The organism is Streptomyces doebereineriae (assembly GCF_031845645.1).
GTDB classification, from domain to species: Bacteria; Actinomycetota; Actinomycetes; order Streptomycetales; family Streptomycetaceae; genus Streptomyces; species Streptomyces canus.
In genome coordinates, this window is record NZ_JAVREZ010000017.1 from 181,675 (window position 1) to 201,098 (window position 19,424).

Here is a 19,424-nt window from a genome sequence, read left to right on the forward strand (position 1 = left end):
GGGAAGAACTTGTCCGGGAGTCTGCTCGACGCGGGCGCCGTGATCGGCTGTCCGCACGGCGGCCGGGTGACCGCCGCCACCACACAGTCCGGAGGCGTACGGGCCCAGGGCGCCGCCGTCGCCACGGCAGCCCACACCTACGTCGTCACGGGCTGCCCCCACACCGTCGACCGCGTGCCCTCGCCGTGTGTCGCGGTCCGCTGGACCGCCCACGCCGGCGGCGTCACCGTCGACGGCGTACCGGTGCTGCTCGACACCTCCGCGGCCCAGTGCCTGACCGCGGCCTTCGTGCCGCAGGGGCCGCCCGTCGTCCAGGCCGCACAGCGAAAGGTCACGGTCCGATGAGTCCACGCGCCCGCACGCGCTCCGACCTCGCGTTCCCCTTCCACGCCGACCGCCGGGGCCGCACCGCGCACGCGACGCACCCCGAGCACGTCCGCGACCTGATCGAACAACTGCTGTTCACCAGCCCCGGCGAGCGCGTGATGCGCCCCGACTTCGGCTGCGGACTGCTCGACCTGGTCTTCGCCCCGAACAGCCCCGAGCTGGTCAGCACCCTGGAACTGTCCGTGCAGGCCTCCCTCCAGCGCTGGCTCGGCGACCTGGTCGAGGTGGTCGCGCTGGACATCGAGGGCGACGAGAACGTCGTACGGGTCCATCTGTCGTACGTCGTCCGCGCCACCGGCACCGTGCGCGACGACCTCTTCGAAGGGAGGGCGGCATGACCACCCGGCGTGCCAAGGTACGGGCCGCCCAGCTGGGCGGAGTCGACGCCGTCGAGGTCGGCGACGACGGCCTCCTGCTCACCGTCACCTTCCTCGGCAAGGCCCCGCACGGCCTCGGCCCCGAGAACGTCCGCATCGACGGCGGCCGCCGCGTCACCGGCATTACCGCCGTCGACGTCAGCGTCGAACGCGAGGAGGACCCCGAGCTCGACGACCGGCTCTACGTCACCCTCGACCGGACCGGCGACACCTCCCGCTACCGGCTCTCGCTCGTCGAGACCGACCCGTACGGCCGCCCCGGCACCGATCCCTTCCGCGGCTTCGACCAGCGCTACCACAGCGCGGCCTTCTCCTTCCGGCCCGACTGCCCGACTCCCTTCGACTGCAAGGAATCCCAGGAGCCGGCACACGACTTCCCGCAGGCGCCCGTCGTCGACTACACGGCCCGCGACTACGACACCCTCCGCAAGCTGCTCCTGGACCGCCTCGCGCTCACCACCCCCGACTGGATCGAGCGCAACCCCGCCGACCTGGGCACCACCCTCGTCGAACTGCTCGCGTACACCGGCGACCAGATCAGCTACCAGCAGGACGCCGTCGCCACCGAGGCCTACCTCGACACCGCGCGCCGCCGGGTCTCCGTACGGCGGCACGTGCGCCTCATCGACTACGCGATGCACGACGGCTGCACCGCCCGGGCCCATGTCACCGTGGAGACGGCGGGCGACACCACCCTCGCCCCGGGCACCTTCCGCTTCGCCTCCGTCGACGTCCGCGCCCTCGACCCGCACGACCGCCCAGAACCCGGCACGGTCATCGACGAGAACGACCTGGGCGACCTGGACGAGCGCGGTTCCGTGGAGGTCTTCGAACCGGTCGTCGCCACCGACCCGTTGGAGCTGCGCACCGCCCACAACGCCATCCGCCTGTGGACCTGGGGCGGCGAGGTCCACACCCTCCCCAAGGGCACCACCTCGGCGACCCTGCGCGACGAGTGGCGCGACCGGGAGACCTGCCGGGAACGCCGACTGGAGCTGAAGCCCGGCGACTTGCTGGTACTGGAGGAGGTGAAGGGCCCGCGCACCGGCACCCCCGGCGACGCCGACCCCGCCCACCGCCAGACCGTACGGCTGACCTCCGTCCGCCCGGCCGTCGACCGGATCGAGGACCAGCCCGTCCTTGAGGTCACCTGGGCCGCCGAAGACGCCCTCCGCTTCCCCCTCTGCCTCACCACCCGGGGCGGCCGCGACTGCCTCCCCGTCGAGGACGTGACGCTCGCCCGCGGCAACGTCGTCCTCGTCGACCACGGCCGAACGCTCCACGGGCTCCCCGAGACGGTCACCGTCCCGCCCGAGCCGGCCGTCGTCGCCCCCTGCGCCCCGCCCGTCTTCGGCTGCGGCGACCGGGACGAGGGCAACGCGCCCGCCCGGCTGATCAACTTCCTCACGGACAAGGCCGAGTCGGGCGAAGCCCTCGTACCGGACGACATCCGCGAGCTGTTCACCACCGTCGGCGAGGCGGCCACCGTACGCGCCGGACTCGGCCTGGAGCGTGCCGGGCAGCGGCACGAGCGCGTGGTGCCCGGCACGTCGTACGCCCAGGCCGCCGCCCTGCGCACCCTGCTCGCCCAGTCCGTCCACCCCGGCATCGCGACCCGCTTCCGGCCCGTCCTCGGCCGCTCCCCGGTTGTCCAGGCGGTGCCGTACCCGGAGCCGGCCACGGTCGCCGCCGGGCAGGCCGAGCGGATCGCCGCGATCCCCGGGCGCATCCGGCAGCGGCTCGTCGACCTCTGGCGCAGCGCCCGCGACCGCGACGGCCTCGGCGAGGAGGAGATCGCCGAACTCACCCTCGTCTACGGCCTCCACGTCCTCGAACGCCTCGAACTGCACCGCCACCCGGTGCGGGCCCTGCGTGAACTCCTGCACCGCAGCGACCGGTTGCTCGACGGCAAGCTGCGCCGCGTCGAGATCCTCGCGGCCCGCGCCCGCGCCGGAACCGTTCTCGACCCGCACATCGCCTGGGAGATCGCGCACAGTTGGGGTCCACGGTACGCGGCCGGGCTGCACCCCGACGAGCCGGTACTGCGCGGCCCGGCCACCGCCGCGCTCGCTCAGGACCCGCGTCAGGCGCTGCCCGCCGTATGTGTCCAGGACGGTGACGAGAGCTGGGCGCCGCGCCGCGACCTGCTGAACAGCGGTCCGCGCGACCGGCACGTCGTCGGCGAACTGGAGGACGACGGCCGCCTCGCCCTGCGCTTCGGCGACGGCCGGCACGGGGCCCGGCCCACCCCGGGCAGCCGACTAGCCGCGCACTACCGGCTCGGCGGCGGTCGCGCGGGCAACGTCGGTGCGGAGGCCATCAACCACCTCGTCGTCCAAGGGGAGAACCCCCCGGCCGCCGTGATCCGCAATCCCCTTCCGGCAGTCGGCGGCACCGAACCCGAACCCGTCGAGCAGGCACGTCAGTTGGCCCCCCTCGACCTGCGCCGCACCCGCCTGCGCGCGGTCACCGCCGACGACTACGCGGCCCTCGCGAGCGCACTGCCCGGCGTACAGCGGGCCGCCGCCACACTCCGCTGGACCGGCAGCGTCCAGGAGGCGCACATCGCGATCGACGCGTACGGCGACGCACAGCCGCCGGCCGAGCTGCTGGCCCGCGTCGAGCAGTCCCTGGAGGCGTACCGGCGCATCGGCCACGACCTCGTCGTCGGACCCGCCCGGCTCGTACCGCTGGACATCGCGCTGACCGTGTGCGCGGCCCCCGGCCACCAGCACGGGCAGATCCTGGCCGAGCTGTACCGCGTGCTCGGAAGCGGCCGGCCGGGCTTCTTCCACCCCGATGCGCTGACCTTCGGCGAACCCGTCCGGCTCAGCCGGCTGGTCGCCGTCGCCGCGGCCGTCCCCGGCGTCGAGAGCGTCCAAGTGACCCGTCTGCGACGCCTGTTCGAGCAGGACCGAGGAGAGAGGGAGGACGGCGTGCTGCGGCTCGGCCCCCTGGAGATCGCCACGTGCGACAACGACCCGGACCGGCCGGAGAACGGCCGGCTGGCGATATCCCTGGGAGGTGCGTGATGTGCGCCTCCGAAACATGCCTCTGCGGCGGCCATGACGAGCGTCTCGCGCCCGCCCCGATCCACAACCCGCCCGGCCGCACCGCCCTCGACTACCGCGTCGGCGAGTACGGCTCCTTCCTGGCCGCCCTCCTCGACCGGCTCGCCTCACCGGCGTACCCGGCCCTGAACGGCCTCACCGTCCGCACCCCGGACGACCCGGCGATCGGCCTGCTCGACGCCACCGCCGTCCTCGGTGACCTGCTCACCTTCCACTCCGAGCGGATCGCCGACGAGGCGTACATCCGGACGGCGAACGAGCACCGGTCGCTGGTGCTGCTGGGCCGGCTGGTGGGCCACCGCCCGCGTCCCGGGGTCGCCGCGTCCACCTATCTGGCGTACACGCTGGAACGTGACCCGCGCGCCGAGACCCTGACCGTGCGGATCCCGCGCGGCGCCCGCAGCCACAGCGTGCCGGCCTCCGTGGACGAGCAGTCCCTGACGTTCGAGACGAGCGCGGATCTGACGGCTCGCTGGGACTGGAACGAGTTGAAGGTCCGGCGCAGGAGGCCCTCCTTCGTCACCCCCGAGGACCTGGAGCGCCGCTCGGAGCTGTTCGTGGAGGGGACCGCGAACTCACTGCAGACCGGGGACCAGTTGCTCTTCGTCTTCGGTGAACAGGCCGGTGGGCAGCGTGTGTTGCTGCCGGTCGCCAGGACGCGGATCGACCGGGACGACGAGACCACGGCGATCTCGCTGCCGAAGTCGGCTCCGGCGACGTTGAAGGAGCTTGTGGAGGAGGTGCGGCGGTGGGTCGCCGAGCCCGCGGTGCCGGGGGAGCCTGGGGATGAGGCGCCCACGCCCGAGGTGCCGAATCCTCGGCCGGTCAGTCGGTTGATCGACGACATCGACGATCAGGTGCTGGCGCCGCTGCGGGAGGATCTGGACGGCGTCAAGACGCCTGAGCGGCTGGCTGCCCGGCTTGCGGAGCCCGTTGCTCGTCTTGGTGAGGCGCAGGTGTTGGCCGAGCCGTATGAGGATGTTGCTGCGTGGTTCGAGCAGTTGGAGGCAGTTCTTGCGGAACTGGCTGACAGGGCGAGCGAGTTGGCGCCTGCCCAGGACGGTGGTTCGTCGTCTGCCGCGCCGTCTGGGCTGGTCGCGCAGTTCCCCGCGCCCCTAAAAGCGCGAGCCGCTGCTCTTGAAGCGCTGTCCGCCCTACTTCCCGCACTGCGGCCCGCCACCTCTGCGCCAGAAAGCGGTGCCGCACGCCCCACCGCCGACCCCGCCGGTCTCCTCGCCGCGCTCAATCCCTCCCTCGGAACCCTCTACCCGGCCTGGCGGAAAGCCGCCGCCCCCGGCACCCCCCAACTCCTCCGCGAGCTGCTCGCCATGCGGGTCACCGCCGCGCCCTTCGGGGCCACCGCGCCCCTCAAGCCCGTCCAGGACGACCGCGGTCGGGTCATCCGTACCGCGGACTGGCCGCTCACCGGGGCCGTGCTGACCGGGGTGCGGGTCGCCTACGACACCGCGGCCAAGGTGCCGGTGCGGGCGGACTTCCAGTACATCGAGGGGAGCAGCTCGGACCAGCGGGCGGTGACCCTGCCCATCACCCAGCAGGTCAGCTTCGCGCTCGGCGCGGGGCAGGTCGACCTGTCGAGCCGGTTGGGCCAGGATCGCGACCTGAGCTGGCTCACCCGGCGGCCGACGGACTCCCAGGACCCCGGCGTCACCGTCCGGCTCCGCGACGGACTGCCCGACCGCACCCTGTTCGTGTCCCGTCCCGACGAGGACGGCCTGGTCCACGTGGGCATCCACAACGGCACCGCGCAGGAGATCGCGCTGCGTCCGGGCGCGAACGAGCAGTTCACCCACGGCGAGTACGAGGTGAGCCTGCGCTACACGATCGGCAGCACCGAGCCGAACGTCGAGATCGTCATCGCCAGCAAGCCCGAGCCCGTCAACCGCAGCGTGCTCCAGCTGGACTCGGTGCACGACGGGATCAACGTCGGCAGCTGGGTGGCCGTCCAGCGGCCCGCCAAGGGCGACGGGATTCCCGGCGACGCCGCGCTGGCCTTCGTCACCACCCAGGTCAAGGCGGTGCGTACGGCGGCGTACACCAACTACGGGATCACCGGCCGGGGCACCGAACTCACCCTCGCCAACGACTGGTTGGACGAGTTCGACGTCCTCCTCTCCCACATCCGCGACACCACCGTGCACGCGGGGGGCGAGCCCCTGCGCCTGGCCGACGAGCCGCTCGGCGAGGACGTCCACGGCAACGAGATCGAACTCGCCGAGCTCCACGACGGGTTGGCTACAGGCCGTACCCTTATCGTCAGCGGTGAGCGCGCCGACCTGCCGGGAGCCCTTCCCGCCACCGAGGTCGTCACCCTCGCCGCCGCCGACCCCGCCGTGGACCCCCAGCTCCCCGGTGACCGTGTCCACACCCGGCTCACCCTCACGTCCGACCTCGCGCACCGCTACCGCCGTGAGACCGTCCGGATCCTGGGGAACGTCGTCCGGGCCACCCACGGCGAGAGCCGGGACGAGGCCATCGGCAGCGGCGACTCGGACCGCGTCGGCCAGACCTTCGTGCTCTGGCAGTCCCCGCTCACCTGGCTCGCCGACGACAACCCCCTCGGCGCCACACCGGTGTTGGAGATCCGGGTCGACGGTGTCCTGTGGCACGAGGTCGACAGCCTCGCCGGACGCGGCCCCCGCGAGCGCGTCTACATCTCCGGCTCCACCGCCGACGGCCGCACCACGGTCACCTTCGGGGACGGTGTCCACGGCGCCCGGCTGCCCACCGGCCACGACAACGTCCACGCCCGCTACCGCTTCGGCACCGGCAGGGCCGCCAACGTCGCCGCCGACCGCGTCACCCAGCCGCTCACCCGCCCGCTCGGCGTCACCGCGGTCACCAACCCGCGCCCGGCAACCGGCGGCGCGGACGCGGACGGGCCGGGCCTGACCCGCCGTACGATCCCGCTCGCCGTCTCCGCCCTGGACCGGCTCGTCTCCGAGGCCGACTACGAGGACTTCGCCCGCTCCCGCGCCGGCATCGGCCGGGCCGCCGCGCGTGAACTCTTCGACGGGCGGCGGCGCGTGCTGCACGTGACGGTCGCGGGCACGGACGACGTGCCCATCGCGGAGGAGACCCTACGGCCCCTGCGGAGCGCCCTCTCCGAGTACGGCGACCCGGGCCTGCCCGTCCGCGTCGACGTCCGTGAACTGGTCCTGCTGCTCGTCGCCGCCAAGGTGAAGGTGGCCCCCGACCACGCCTGGGAGACGGTCGAGCCCCGGCTGCGACAGATCCTGATGAGCCGACTCGGCTACGAGGGACGGGAGTTGGGTCGGCCGGCCCGCCTCTCCGAACTCCTGGCCGCGGCCCACACCGTGCCCGGCGTCGACTACGTGGACGTGGACGTCTTCACCGGCGTCCCCGCCTCCGCCACCCCGGATGAACTGACCGAGCTGCTCGCCAACCCCGGGGAGCCTCGATCCCAGGTCCCAGCGCACCCGGCGACCTACGACGAGAAGACCCACACGGTCCGGGCCGAGAACGGCGAGACCCTCACCGAGATCTGCGCCCGCCACGGCGTCCCGCTCTCCGAACTCCTGCGCCTCAACCCCGACATCACCGACACCCGGCGCCTCGCCAAGGGCCGGTCGGTGTTCGTCTTCCGCGGCATCCGCCCGGCGCAGCTCGCGCTGCTGTCACCGAAGGCCGCCGACACCCTGATCCTTACGGAGGTCAAGTGACAGCCCCGGACGTCCAGTTCGACACCGCGGCCCCGGCCACGACCCGGGAACCCGACGGCCTCGCCGCCCTCCTGCCCCGCTGGCACCTGCTCCGCGACGCCGAAGAGGGCGAACCGCTGCGCGCGCTCCTCGCGGTGATCGCCGAACAGCTCGACCGCGTCCGTGACGGCGTCCAGCAGGGCTACGAGGACCTGTTCGTGGAGACGGCGGCCCCCTGGGTGCTGCCGTACCTCGGCGACCTCGTCGGCTACCGGACCCTCCCCGGCTACGAACGTGTCCTCACCGGCGGCCTGCACGAGGGCGGACGCGAAGCGCTCGCCGAGGCCGTCGCCCCGCGCGCCGACGTGGCCGCCACCGTCGCGAGCCGCCGCCGCAAGGGCACCCTGCACCTCCTGGAGGAGATCTCCGAGCAGGTCGCCGACTGGCCGGCCCGGGCCGTCGAACTGTCCCGCCTGGTCGCCCAGAACCAGTCGGTGAAGCTGCAGAGGGAGCGGGGCCGCCTCCTCGACCTCCGCGACGGCTCCGCGCTCGCCCTGGCGGGCGGCCCGTTCGACACGACGGCCCGCACGGTGGACGTACGCCGCGCGGAGTCCCGTAGGAGGCAAGGCGGTTGGACCCCCGCCGGAGTCGCCCTCTTCGTCTGGCGCCTCAAGTCGTACTCCCTGACGTCCTCCCCGGCCTACTGCATCGACCGCGCCCGCAACCTCTACACCTTCTCGATCCTCGGCAACGACACCCCCCTGGTCACCAAGCCGGTCCCAGAGCCCTCACCCACCCACATCGCCGCCGTCGACAACGTGCCGGCATTCATCACGCGGCGCCTGCTCCACGACCGGCTCCTGGACTACTACGGCCCCGGCAAGAGCCTCGTCATCCGGCGCGACGGCGAGGACCAGCCCGTACCGCCGTCCGACATCGTGGTCGCCGACCTCTCCGACTGGCGCTACCGCCCCAAGCGCGGCCAGGTGGCCGTGGACCCGGAGCTCGGGCGGATCGCGTTCGGGTCCCGGTCGGCGCCCCGGCAGGGCGTCTGGGTGGACCACCACTACGCGTACGGCGCCGACATGGGCGGTGGGGAGTACGAGCGGGCCAGGGAGCCCCGCCCCGATGCGGAGACGTACCGGGTCGGCCCCGGCCGGCCGTACCGCCAGATCATGGACGCGTACCGGGCCTGGCAGCAGGACCGGCGCGCGGACCGCACCGGACCCGAAGGCATCATCGAGATCACCCACAGCGGTGCCTACCAGGAGCAACTGGACTTCGACCTCGACCCCGGCGACCGCCTCGAACTGCGTGCGGCCGAGGGCACCCGGCCGGTCATCCGCCTCCTCGACTGGTACAGCAACCGGCCCGACGCCCTCAACATCCGTGCCGTGGACACCGACTGCGCTCCGCACGAGCGGCCGCGGGTCGTCCTCGACGGGCTGCTCGTCGCCGGCCGCGGCATCAACGTCACCGGCCCGATGGGCGCCGTGGTCGTCCGCCACAGCACCCTCGTGCCCGGCTGGTCCCTGGAGCCCGAGTGCGAGCCGCACTCGCCCGACGAGCCCAGCATCGTCCTGGAACGCACCACCGCCTGCCTCCAGATCGAGCACAGCGTCCTCGGCACGATCGAGGTCATCGGCGACGAGGTCAGCGAGGACCCCCTCCACATCCACCTCCGCGACAGCGTCCTCGACGCCACAGGACATGACCGCGAGGCCCTGTCCGCCCCGGACTGCCGCCACGCCCACGCCGTGCTCCACGTGCACCGCACGACGGTCATCGGCGAAGTCCACACCCACGCCGTCGAGATCGCCGAAAACTCCCTCTTCACCGGCAAGTTGCACGTGGCCCGGCGCGGCATCGGCTGCCTGCGCCACACCTACGTCCCCGCCGGATCCCGTACGCCCCGCAGGCACCGAAGCCCCTCGCACCCCGCCCCGTTGTTCACCTCCGTGCGCTACGGGACGCCCTGGTACGCCCAGTTGGCGGACCGCTGCCCCGAGGAACTCCGGCGCGGCGCCGACGACGGGGCCGAACAGGGAGCCTTCCACGACCTGTACCGGCCGCAGCGCGAGGACGGTCTGAGGGCGCGGCTCGCGGAGTGCACACCCGCGGGCACGGACGCCGGGATCTTCTTCGTCACCTGAGCGCACCCACAGACCGCACACTTCCTGAACCAGGGGGACCCCCTTCATGCACGCTGACCTCTCCCGCCTCACGTTCCGCCCGGAGCGGCACTATTCGGCGGTGATCGCCCAGCAGGGCCGTGTCCAGCTCGACGCCGACGCCAACGAGCAGACCGCGATCCAGCTCCACCAGGCCCGCACCCTCGCCGCCGACCTGATCGGCCGGCACGGCGGGCCGCGCGACGCCGCGGGCTTCCGGATCGAGTACGTGGGCGGCAGGCACGAGATCGACACCCTGTACATCCACGGCGGCCGTTACTACGTCGACGGCATCCTCCTCGACGCGAACCGCCCCGCGCCCGGCGTCCCGGTGCCCGACGAGGACGACGCCGAGGAGACGGCGGAGCCGCCCGCCTTCTGGACCTACTGGGACCAGCCCGATGCCTTCCGGGACCCGGAGAAGCCCGGCGACCGGCTGCCCTCGCCCGCCCAGTCGCCGTTCGTCGCCTACCTGAAGGTGTGGGAGCGGGCGGTGAGCGCGGCGGAGGACCCCGCGCTGCGCGAGGTCGCCCTCGGTGCCGCGATGCCCGACACGGCCGCCCGCCTGAAGGTCGTATGGCAGGTGCTGTCGCTGTCCCTGGCCGACCTGGCGATCGACGAGACCGACCCGTCCAAGGAGGTCGTCCGCGCCGCCTTCGACAAGTGGGCCAAGGAACAGACTCCGACCGCCCGCCTCGCTGCCCGCAGCGAACGGCCCGACCACGCCGACGAGGACCCCTGCCTGGTCAAGCCCGACGCCCGCTACCGCGGTCCGGAGAACCAGCTCTACCGGGTCGAGATCCATGTCGGCGGCGAGTCCGGGGACGCCACCTTCAAGTGGTCCCGCGAGAACGGCTCTGTGGTCTTCCCGGTCGACGAACTCGACGGCACCTGGGTGGAGTTGGCGTCCCTCGGCCACGACGACAAGCTGGATCTGGACGTCGGCGACTTCGTGGAGTTCACGGACACGGCCTACGCCTCCCGCCTGGAAGCCCTGCCTCTGCTGCGAGTCGAGGAGCTGGACCTGCCCGGCCGCCGCGTCCGCCTCTCCGCCGAGCCGGACCCCGGGGTCGGTCGGCTGCCCCACCTGAACCCCTTCCTGCGGCGCTGGGACCATCACGAGGGGCCCAGGCGCAAGGGTCGTACGTCCGCCCTCAAGGAGGGGGCCGTGAAGCTGGAAGAAGGCCAGTGGCTCCCCCTGGAGGACGGCGTCGAGGTCTACTTCGCCAAGGGCGCCGGCTACCGCACCGGCGATCACTGGATCATCCCGGCCCGCACCGCCACCGGCCGTGTCGAGTGGCCCACGGACCCGGCCCGCCGCCCCCTCCTCCAGGCCCCCTCCGGCATCGTCCGCGGCTTCGCCCCGCTCGCCCTGGTCAAGGGCGAGGGCAGCACCGTCGACCTGCGCTATGCCTTCGGGCCGCTCGCCAGCAGTGTTCCTGCGGCGAGCGAGGCGACGCTCGCCGCGGAGGAACAGGCCCGCCGGCAAGAGGAGGCCGCCGAGGCCGACCCCTCGCACGGACGGTCTCAGACCACGGCGCAGGCGGAAGCGGAGGCTTCGGAGGAAGGAGACCGGTAATGGCGAAGCCGATCAGCGCGTCCAAGATGGTCGAACTCCTGCGCGCGGAGGGCTTGAAAGTCCATGAGGTCCGCAACTGGCGCACCCACAACCGCAACACCAAGGGCCCGTGGGGCCCGGTGAACGGCGTGATGATCCACCACACCGTCACCTCGGGCACCGCCGCCTCCGTCGACATCTGCTACGACGGCTACTCCGGCCTTCCCGGCCCGCTCTGCCACGGTGTGATCGACAAGAAGGGCGAGGTCCACCTGGTCGGCAACGGCCGTGCGAACCATGCCGGGTTGGGCGACAGCGACGTCCTGCGCGCGGTCGTCGACGAGTCCGCGCTGCCCGGCGACAACGAGGCCGACACCGACGGCAACCGGCACTTCTACGGCTTCGAGTGCATCAACCTCGGCAACGGCAAGGACCCCTGGCCCGAGGCGCAGAAGGAGGCCATCGAGAAGGTCGCCGCCGCGATCTGCCGTCACCACGGCTGGAGCGAACGCTCGGTGATCGGCCACAAGGAGTGGCAGCCGGGCAAGCAGGATCCGCGCGGCTTCACCATGGACGGCATGCGCAAGCGGATCGCCGACCGCCTCGGGGGCAAGGATCCGGCGCCCGATCCGAAGCCCACGCCGTCGAAGCCGTCGTACGTCCCGTTCCCGGGCGCGGACTTCTTCCACCTAGGGCAGAAGTCCCCGATCATCACCGCGATGGGCCGGCGCCTGGTCGCCGAAGGCTGCGGCCACTACGAGGAGGGGCCCGGCCCCGAGTGGACCGAGGCCGACCGCAAGTCCTACCGGGCCTGGCAGCACAAGCTGCACTTCCGGGGCAGGGACGCCGACGGCATCCCGGGCAAGGCCAGCTGGGACAAGCTGAAGGTGCCCGTGAGCTGAAGCCCGAAGGCCCGCCCGCCTACGCCGGACCGGCGTTGGTGGGCGGGTGCGCGGGCCGCTCAGGGATGAGCGTGGGCAACGACGGCAGCGCCGTCCCGTACACCCACGCCTCGAACAGCCCGTTCAGCGGCTCGTCCGCGAACCGGTTGACATGGGCCGTGAACGTCGTCGTGGTCACGGCCCCGCCCCGGTGCAGCCCGGCCCAGCCGCGCAGCATCCGGAAGAACGCCTCGTCACCCATCGCGCAGCGCACCGCGTGCACGGTGAGCCCGCCGCGTTCGTAGAGCCGGTCGTCGAACATCGACTTGCGGCCCGGGTCGGCCAGGCGCAGGTCCTGGGGGAGCGAGGACAGCAACCGGTGTGCCGCGGCGGCCAGTTGCTGGGCGGTACGGCCCCCCGAGCGCTCCGACCACAGCCACTCGGCGTACTTGGCGAACCCCTCGTTCAGCCAGATGTGCCGCCAGTCCGCGATGGACACACTGTTGCCGAACCACTGGTGCGCCAGCTCGTGCGCGACCAGCCGCTCCCAACCCCGGGCGCCGTCCACGTGGTTGGCGCCGAAGAGCGACAACCCCTGGGCCTCCACGGGCACATCGAGCTCCTCCTCCGTGACGACGACCGCGTACTCGTCGAACGGATACGGCCCGAAGAGCTCCTGGAACAGCTCCATCATCTGCGGCTGCCGCGCGAAGTCCCGGGAGAACTCCGGCAGCAGATGCGCCGGGATGTGCCCGTGCTGCGGCACCCCGCCAGGCCCGGGGTCACCGAGCAGCACCGTCTGGTACTTGCCGATCGACAGCCCGACGAGATAGCTGGACGTGGGCGCGGCCTGCTCGTACACCCAGGTCGTCGTGGACGCCTTGGTCGTACGGGTCAGCAGCCTGCCGCCCGCCACCACCGCGTACGCCGACGGCGTGGTGATCGAGATCTGGTATGACGCCTTGTCCGCGGGCCGGTCGTTGCACGGGTACCAGGACGGCGCCCCGATCGGCTGGCTCGCGACCAGCGCCCCGTCCTCCAGCTCCTCCCAGCCGAGCCCGCCCCAGGGGCTGCCGACCGGCTTGGGGTTGCCCGACCAGTGCACCTCGACCGTGAACGCGGCCCCCGGCCGCACCGGCTTCGCCGGCCGGACCCGCAGCTTCCCGCCCCGGTGCGTGTAGCGCGCCTGGCGGCCGTCCACCCGCACCCGGCCGATCTTGAAGTCGGACAGGTTGAGCATGAACTCGGCGAGCGGCGAGCGCCCCGCTATGGCGTTGATCCGGGCGCTCCCGGCCAGGCGGTTCGGGCCCGGGCGGTAGTCCAGGGCGAGCTCGTAGCGGTGCACCCGGTACCGGGCGTCACCGTGGTCCGGGAAGTACGGGTCCGGACCCGCCGCCTGCTGAACTGCCACTGCCGCTTCTGCTCCCTGCGCTGCGTTCCCACTCGGATCCACCGGTACACCGCTCACCGACTCCGAGTGGCCCGCGTTCAGGGCCGCCATGCCTCGATCGGGTTGCCGAGCCAGCGGGTGTCGTCCGGGACGGACTCCGCGGCCATGACGAGCGACGCGGGGCCCAGCGTGGTGCGGGCCCCGATCGTGCTGCCGGGCAGCACGATCCCGCCAGGGCCCAGCGTGGCACCCTCACGGAGAACAACAGTATCCGTCCGCAAGATCCGGTCGTGGAAGAGGTGGGTCTGGAGCACGCAGCCGCGGTTCACGGTCGCCGCGTCCTCCAGGGTCACCAGATCGGTCTCCGGCAGCCAGTAGCTCTCCACCCAGACGCCCTTGCCGATCCGCGCGCCGAGCCCCCTGAGCCACGCCGTCAGCACCGGCGTACCGGGCACGGAACCCGCCAGCCACGGCACCGCGAGCACCTCGACAAAGGTGTCCGCGAGCTCGTTGCGCCACACGAAGCCGCTCCACAGCGGGTGCTCCCCACTGCGGTGCCGCCCCACGAGCAGCCACTTCGCGACCACCGACACCAGCCCCGCCGCCGCACCGGCCACGAGCAGCACCACTCCCGCCAGCAGCCAGGCCCACGGCCCGAGCACACACAGCGCGGCCACCGTCAGCACGGCCAGCCAGGCCGAGCAGAACACGGGCACGATCCGGCACAGCTCCACCAGACCACGCGCCCACAGCAGCCCCGCCGAGGGCTCGTACGTCCGGCTCTGGTCGCTGTCGGCCGCGCTGCGCGGCAGCTTCACCGGCGGCAGGCCCAGATACGACGTGCCCTTCTTCGCCTTCTTCGGCGTGGCCGACAGCACGCCCACCAGCCCGCCGTCCGGCACGGTCCGCCCCGGCGCGGTCATCCCGGAGTTCCCGAGGAACGCCCGCCGCCCGATCTCCGCGCGGCCCACCCTGACCCAGCCGCCACCCAGCTCGTACGGAGCGGTCAGCGTGTCGTCGGCCAGGAACGCGCCCTCGCCGACCGTCGTCAGGCTCGGCAGCGCGAGCACCGTCGACACCTCCGCACCGCGCCCGATCCGCATCCCGAGCAGCCGCAGCCACACCGGCGTGACCAGCCCGGCGTACAGCGGGAACAGCGTCTCGCGCGAGCGGTCCATCAGCTGTGTGACGGTCCACGCCTGCCACCCGACCCGGCTGTGCGTCGGATACGTCCCCTCGCGCAGCCCCAGGCTCAGCAGCCGTACGGCGACCAGGATCAGCAGCGCGTACGCCAGCCCGAAGGCGAGCGTGGCCGGGACGAGGGCCAGGGCGGCGCCCTTCAGGGGCGCGTAGGCGGCGAGGAACGGACGGGCGACCAGGAAGGCCGCGCCACCCGCCAGTACCGGGAGCATGCTCATGGAGAAGCCGGCCAGGCCGTACATCACCCGCCAGTACGTCCCCCGCGCCGGCCGCTCCTTCGGCCAGTTGCGCTTGGCCTTGCCCAGCTTGACCGCGGGCGCGCCCGCCCAGCGCTGACCGGTCGGGATCTGCCCGGTGACCGCCGAACCCGGCGCCACCTCGGCGCGCTTGCCGACCCGGGCGCCGGGGAAGAGGATGCTGCGCGTGCCGACAACGGCGTGCGCACCCACCTTGACCTGGCCGATCTCCAGCCGGTCGCCGTCCAGCCACCAGCCGGACAGGTCCACCTCGGACTCGACGGCGGCGCCCCGGCCCAGCTTGAGCATGCCGGTGACCGGCGGCAACGAGTGCAGGTCCACGTCCGGGCCGATCCTGGCGCCCAGCGCCCGCGCGTACCGCTCCAGCCACGAGCCGGTCAGCGAGGTCGCCCCGGTGAACTCGGCGAGTCGTTCGGCCGTCCACAGCCGCAGGTGGACGCCGCCACCGCGCGGGTAGCGGCCGGGCTGCACCTTGCGCAGCAGCACGCGCGCCCCGCCCGCCGCGATCGCCAGCCGTCCGGGCGGGCTGAACAGCAGCAGGGCACCGGCCCCGACCAGCCACCACGAGGTGCTCGGCAGCCAGGAGTACGGCAGAACGTTCCCGAGCGCGGCGAGCGGCACCAGCCAGCGCAGTCCGAGCAGCGTGAACAGGGGGAGCAGGACGAGGGTTTGGATCACCTGGGCCTTGAGCGGCACCGGTGCGATCACCCGCGCCGCCCCGTCGTCCTGCGCGGACTCCTCGAGGTGGCGGGCCAGCTTCCGCAGCGTGGGCTGCTGGTAGATGTCGAGGACGGCCGCGCTCGGGTAGCGGGTGCGCAGCCGGGTGGTCAACTGGGCGGCGGCCAGGCTGCTGCCGCCGATCGCGAAGAAGTCGTCGCGGGCACTGGAGACCGGGATGCCGAGGACTTCCGCCCACTGCTCGGCGAGCCAGGCCTCGGTGCCGTACAACTCCTCCGCGGGGCCGCCCGTTTCGAGCCCCTCGAGCGGCCAGGGCAGCGCGTTGCGGTCCACCTTGCCGGAGGTCCGCGTCGGCAGGTCGCCGACGGGAGCGATCAACGGCACGAGCGCGGCGGGCAGTTCGGCCCGCAGCTTCTCCACGGCGGCGGCGTGGTTCCAGCCGTCCTGCGTGACGACGTACCCGACGAGAAGCTGGTTGCCGCTGCGGGCGGTGCGGACGGCGGCGGCCGCTCCCGCGACCCCGGGCAGCGCCTGGAGAGCCGCGTCGACCTCACCCAGCTCGATCCGCCGGCCCCCGAGCTTGATCTGCTCGTCGGCCCGGCCGAGGAAGACGAGCCCCTCGGGCTCCGCCTTCACGAGGTCACCGCTGCGGTACGCCCGCTCCCAGCCCAACGACTTCAGCGGCGCGTACTTCTCCGCGTCCTTCTCGGCGTCCAGGTACCGCGCCAGCCCGACCCCGCCGATCACCAGCTGCCCGCTCGCGCCCATCGGCACGGGCTCCCCGGCCTCGTCGACGACGGCCAGCTCCCAGCCGTCCAGCGGCAGCCCGATCCGGATCGGCTCCTCGCCGCTCATCAGCGAGGCACAGGCCACCACGGTCGCCTCGGTGGGCCCGTAGGTGTTCCACACCTCGCGCCCCTCCGTCACCAGCCGCTGCGTCAGCTCGGGCGGGCAGGCCTCGCCGCCGAAGATCAGCAACCGTACGTCGTTGAGGGTCTCGGGCTCCCACAGCGCGGCGAGCGTCGGCACCGTGGAGACCACGGTGATCTCCTGCTCGACCAGCCAGGGCCCGAGATCGGCCCCGCTCCTGACCTGAGCACGCGGCACCGGCACCAGACAGGCCCCGTACCGCCAGGCCAGCCACATCTCCTCGCAGGACGCGTCGAAGGCGACCGACAGCCCCGCCATGACCCTGTCAGCAGGACCGATGGGATCGTCGGTGAGGAACAGGGCGGCCTCGGCGTCCACGAAGGCGGCCGCGCTGCGGTGCGAGACAGCGACACCCTTGGGCTTGCCGGTGGAGCCGGAGGTGAAGATGATCCACGCGTCGTGCTCGATGCCGGGCCGGGCGGCGGGGGAGTCGCAGCGCCCGTGGACGGTCAGCTCTTCCCCGGCGCCGACCACGGCCCGGACCTCCGCCTCCCCGAACACCAGCTCGGCCCGCTCGTCCGGGTCCTCGGCGTCGACGGGGACGTACGCGGCGCCCGCCGCCAGCACGGCGAGGATCGCGACGTACAGGTCGTTGGTGCCGGACGGGACCCGGATGCCGACCCGGTCGCCGAGTCCGACCCCGGCCTCGGCGAGCCGCCGCCGCAGCCGCTCCACCTCGACGGCCAGCGCACGGTAGGTGAGCCGGGTGGTCCCGTCGTCCAGGGCGAGCTCGTCGGGGTAGGACCGTACGGAAGCGTCGAAGACGTCGACGAGCGTGCGCGGGGAGGCGGCCGGCCCCCCGGAAAAACGGGCGGTGTCGCCGAACTGTTCGCGGATCTCTGCGCTGAGCTCTTCGTTGAGCAGGCCGAGAGCACTGCTCTCGTGTATCGCTGCCATCGGTCCTCGCGTCTCGATCCCGGAGCCCTCCGGGGCGCTGGCGGGCCGCAGGTCTGCCTGGGGTTGTCCGGCTTCAGCTCGTAACAAGCCGGAAATTTTAGTACGACGCTAGGTTCGACCCCCGGAAACGGCCACCGGGAAAGGCCGTTCGAGGGGTGTGGCAGCTCCGTCGCACGCCTGTGACCTGGTGATCTTCACACCGAGCGAGAGATGCCCCACATACAGCGAACAGGCCGTATACGACGAATCCCCCGGCCGCTGAGCGACCGGGGGATTCGGCTGGTGTCCGAGGGGGGACTTGAACCCCCACGCCCGATAAAGGGCACTAGCACCTCAAGCTAGCGCGTCTGCCATTCCGCCACCCGGACAAGGTGTCTGTCGCGCGGGGTTCCCCTCGCGGCGACGAAGGAAACATTACCAGGCTTTCGATGGACCCCGATCACCCCCCGTCGCTTTCCCCGGCCCCGCGTGAACGGCGTGTGACGGGCCGGGTCCGGTCTTGGGGAGGACCGGTCCGCGGGGGGAGGATGAGGGGAACCACCAGCAGTGACAGCGGGAGGAACAGCGTGAGCGACACGGACACGGCCAGGGGCGTCACCGGCGAGGACGAGGTCGTGGACCTCTGCCGCGAGCTGATCCGGATCGACACCAGCAACTACGGCGACCACTCGGGCCCGGGTGAGCGCAAGGCGGCCGAGTACGTCGCGGAGAAGCTCGCCGAGGTGGGTCTCGAACCGCAGATCTTCGAGTCGCACCCCGGTCGCGCCTCCACGGTCGCCAGGATCGCCGGCGAGGACCCGTCCAGGCCCGCGCTGCTGATCCACGGACACACCGACGTGGTACCGGCCAACGCGCAGGACTGGACCCACCACCCCTTCTCCGGCGAGGTCGCCGACGGGTGCGTGTGGGGGCGGGGCGCCGTCGACATGAAGGACATGGACGCGATGACCCTGGCGGTCGTCCGTGACCGCCTGCGCAGCGGGCGCAGGCCGCCCCGCGACATCGTCCTCGCGTTCCTCGCCGACGAGGAGGCGGGCGGAAAGTTCGGCGCCCGGTACCTCGTCGACCACCACCCGGAGCTCTTCGAGGGCGTGACCGAGGCGATCAGCGAGGTCGGCGGCTTCTCCTTCACGGTGAGCGAGCAGCGGCGGCTCTACCTGATCCAGACGGCCGAGAAGGGCATGCACTGGATGAAGCTGACGGTGGCCGGCACCGCCGGGCACGGCTCGATGATCCACCGGGACAACGCCATCACCGAACTCTCGGAGGCGGTCGCGCGGCTCGGGCGGCACACGTTCCCGGTCCGGGTCACCAAGACCACTCGCGCCTTCCTCGACGAGCTCGGCGACGCGCTCGGCACCGAGCTCGACCCGGAGGACATGGAGGGCACGCTCGCCCGGCTCGGCGGCATCGCCAAGCTCATCGGCGCGACCCTCAGCAACACCGCCAATCCCACCCAGCTCGGCGCCGGCTACAAGGTCAACGTCATCCCCGGCGAGGCCACCGCACACGTCGACGGGCGCTTCCTGCCCGGCTTCGAGGAGGAGTTCCTCACCGACCTCGACAAGATCCTCGGGCCCAAGGTCAAGCGGGAGGACGTGCACTCCGACAAGGCCGTGGAGACCACCTTCGACGGCGCTCTGGTGGACGCCATGCAGTCCGCGCTGGTCGCCGAGGACCCCGCCGCCAAGGCGATCCCCTACATGCTCTCCGGCGGCACCGACGCCAAGTCCTTCGACGAGCTCGGCATCCGCGGCTTCGGCTTCGCACCGCTGAAGCTGCCCCCGGAGCTGGACTTCGCCGGGATGTTCCACGGTGTCGACGAGCGGGTGCCCGTGGACGGGCTGAAGTTCGGCGTGCGGGTGCTCGACCGGTTCATCGACGCGAGTTGACGCCGCAATTCGCCCGCCCGTGCGAAGTCGGCCGGGAAGGGTGAATGTGCTCATA

General features: G+C 72.5%; 10 protein-coding genes and 1 tRNA gene. 8 read left to right on the forward strand and 3 right to left on the reverse strand.

Going from position 1 to position 19,424, the window contains the following annotated elements; genetic code table 11:
- The first annotated feature begins 9 nt into the window (after window positions 1–9).
- The 7 genes from RNB18_RS37925 to RNB18_RS37955 are packed head-to-tail and all read left to right on the forward strand — an operon-like array spanning window position 10 to window position 12,146.
- The gene (locus RNB18_RS37925) at window positions 10–345 is read left to right on the forward strand and encodes a hypothetical protein (RefSeq protein WP_059207802.1); all 336 of its coding nucleotides are present in this window, start codon (window positions 10–12) and stop codon (window positions 343–345) included.
- The gene (locus RNB18_RS37930) at window positions 342–725 is read left to right on the forward strand and encodes a GPW/gp25 family protein (protein WP_057614373.1); all 384 of its coding nucleotides are present in this window, start codon (window positions 342–344) and stop codon (window positions 723–725) included. Before RNB18_RS37925 ends, RNB18_RS37930 begins: the two co-directional genes overlap by 4 nt.
- The gene (locus RNB18_RS37935; RefSeq protein ID WP_311718641.1) at window positions 722–3,796 is read left to right on the forward strand and encodes a putative baseplate assembly protein; all 3,075 of its coding nucleotides are present in this window, start codon (window positions 722–724) and stop codon (window positions 3,794–3,796) included. Before RNB18_RS37930 ends, RNB18_RS37935 begins: the two co-directional genes overlap by 4 nt.
- Window positions 3,796–7,536, forward strand: coding sequence for a putative baseplate assembly protein (locus tag RNB18_RS37940; RefSeq protein ID WP_311718642.1), 3,741 nt, complete (start codon window positions 3,796–3,798; stop codon window positions 7,534–7,536). Before RNB18_RS37935 ends, RNB18_RS37940 begins: the two co-directional genes overlap by 1 nt.
- Window positions 7,533–9,668 (forward strand): hypothetical protein, encoded by a 2,136-nt coding sequence (locus tag RNB18_RS37945; protein WP_311718643.1) that lies wholly within the window; start codon window positions 7,533–7,535, stop codon window positions 9,666–9,668. Before RNB18_RS37940 ends, RNB18_RS37945 begins: the two co-directional genes overlap by 4 nt.
- A 46-nt stretch (window positions 9,669–9,714) precedes the next feature.
- Window positions 9,715–11,265, forward strand: coding sequence for a DUF6519 domain-containing protein (locus RNB18_RS37950; protein ID WP_311718644.1), 1,551 nt, complete (start codon window positions 9,715–9,717; stop codon window positions 11,263–11,265).
- Complete coding sequence (locus RNB18_RS37955; RefSeq protein ID WP_057614368.1) at window positions 11,265–12,146, forward strand: peptidoglycan-binding protein; 882 nt, start codon at window positions 11,265–11,267, stop codon at window positions 12,144–12,146. The genes RNB18_RS37950 and RNB18_RS37955 overlap by 1 nt, the downstream gene beginning before the upstream one ends.
- Before the next feature lie 19 nt (window positions 12,147–12,165).
- On the opposite strand, the gene RNB18_RS37960 is transcribed toward RNB18_RS37955, so the two are convergent.
- The 3 genes from RNB18_RS37960 to RNB18_RS37970 form a co-directional block, all read right to left on the reverse strand.
- Entirely contained in the window at window positions 12,166–13,536 is a 1,371-nt protein-coding gene (locus RNB18_RS37960) for a M1 family metallopeptidase (protein WP_311718646.1), read from the reverse strand.
- Window positions 13,537–13,613: 77 nt separating this feature from the next.
- Entirely contained in the window at window positions 13,614–17,477 is a 3,864-nt protein-coding gene (locus tag RNB18_RS37965; protein ID WP_311718648.1) for a Pls/PosA family non-ribosomal peptide synthetase, read from the reverse strand.
- 280 nt (window positions 17,478–17,757) lie between these two features.
- Window positions 17,758–17,845: transfer RNA gene (locus RNB18_RS37970), tRNA-Leu, on the reverse strand.
- Between the two features lie 198 nt (window positions 17,846–18,043).
- Between RNB18_RS37970 and RNB18_RS37975 the strand changes: the two genes are divergently transcribed.
- Complete coding sequence (locus RNB18_RS37975) at window positions 18,044–19,369, forward strand: M20/M25/M40 family metallo-hydrolase (RefSeq protein ID WP_266526397.1); 1,326 nt, start codon at window positions 18,044–18,046, stop codon at window positions 19,367–19,369.
- Window positions 19,370–19,424: the final 55 nt, after the last annotated feature.

Coding starts and splice junctions, on each gene's coding strand:
- RNB18_RS37930 (WP_057614373.1), top strand. CDS start 342: ATGAGTCCACGCGCCCGCACGCGCTCCGACCTCGCGTTCCCCTTCCAC.
- RNB18_RS37935 (WP_311718641.1), top strand. CDS start 722: ATGACCACCCGGCGTGCCAAGGTACGGGCCGCCCAGCTGGGCGGAGTC.
- RNB18_RS37940 (WP_311718642.1), top strand. CDS start 3,796: ATGTGCGCCTCCGAAACATGCCTCTGCGGCGGCCATGACGAGCGTCTC.
- RNB18_RS37950 (WP_311718644.1), top strand. CDS start 9,715: ATGCACGCTGACCTCTCCCGCCTCACGTTCCGCCCGGAGCGGCACTAT.
- RNB18_RS37955 (WP_057614368.1), top strand. CDS start 11,265: ATGGCGAAGCCGATCAGCGCGTCCAAGATGGTCGAACTCCTGCGCGCG.
- RNB18_RS37965 (WP_311718648.1), bottom strand. CDS start 17,477: ATGGCAGCGATACACGAGAGCAGTGCTCTCGGCCTGCTCAACGAAGAG.